Here is a 1,288-nt window from a genome sequence, read left to right on the forward strand (position 1 = left end):
ACCTGTTGGTTCTTCTAAAAACTTTAATAACGAATTAGCAGCACTAGCAGTCATTTTTTCAGCACTTTCAATAATGTACAATTTTTTTCCGCTTTCAAATGAGGAGAAAGAAAATTCCCTTTGTAATAATTCAATTTGTTCTTTCTTTATTGTTGTTCCATCGGGTTTAATATGCACGATATCAGGATGATTACCAGTGTCACATCTATTACAATTTTTGCAGTTATTGCATGGCTCTATACTAGTTTGATCCAGGCATAATATGCTTTTTGCATACAGTAATGAAGTCTGAAACTTACCAATACCTTTACTTCCCTCAAAAATATATGCGTGTGCAATTTTTTCTTTCTTTATTGCATTAGTTAAAACTTTAACAACCTTTGGTTGCAAACTACTCAATTCATTCCAATTCATAATGTATTCCCCCTATAATTTTTTGTATATATAAAAAGCCCCTCGAATTTATTAAGAATGATTTCTCAATAAACCCAAGGGGCTTGAATTTTTTTAAAATAATTTAAAATGATGTAAAAAACGTATATTTATATATTAGCAAAAAAAATAAGCATAGACTATATATAATATGTATTTAACGAAGCAACTCTAACTTATAAAGTTGCTTCGTTATTCAAATGGTATAATTAACTTATAGCTTTTTTATCATCTGATTTAGTAAATGCTTCTTTTAAGAATCTGGATATTTCCACTTCTTTTCCTCTAATATTTTTTGGTGAATATACATGTAAATTATCTTTTGCTCTGGTAACAGCTACGTATAATAATCTACGTTCTTCTTCAATTTGTTCCTTTATTAGTTCATTCTTACTCATTTTACGATCTAAAATAAAATCATCCATTACTTCTAGGGCGCTTTTATGTGGCATAATACCTTCGCAGGCACCAATAATGTAGACGTGGTTAAATTCTAACCCTTTAGATCCATGGACTGTCATTAAATTTATTGCATTGACACTTTGTTCTTTTTGTAATGCTTTCATTTTTTCGAATTGAGTTTCAAGTTTCTCAATGAAATCAATATAATCTTTAACTGTATTAAAATTTTTAGCAGAGCTTTCTAATTCATCAAGACTTTCCATAAGCATTTCTTTATGCATAGTAGCAGTTTTTCTTTTATTGTCTAATAAGTATTGGTCATATTGTAAGTAACCATACCTTATTGTTTTAATCGCATCTACTGCTGATACTTTTCTACATTCTTTTATTGTTTTTAGTAGTAATAATACACGCTCACGTTGATGATTTGATAATTTAGTTTGTAATAAATAAG

1 protein-coding gene and 1 pseudogene are annotated in these 1,288 nt (G+C 28.6%); both read right to left on the reverse strand.

All coding sequences use genetic code 11. The features are described from left to right. Window positions 1-414, reverse strand: a pseudogene (locus tag RCF13_RS00400) (hypothetical protein); the annotation flags it as partial. 227 nt (window positions 415-641) lie between these two features. Next, a partial coding sequence (locus tag RCF13_RS00405) for an ATP-dependent helicase (RefSeq protein WP_308140691.1) occupies window positions 642-1,288 on the reverse strand: 647 nt, incomplete at its 5' end.

Origin of the sequence: Stenotrophomonas maltophilia group sp. RNC7 (assembly GCF_030910085.1) — a bacterium.
GTDB lineage: Bacteria > Pseudomonadota > Gammaproteobacteria > Xanthomonadales > Xanthomonadaceae > Stenotrophomonas > Stenotrophomonas sepilia.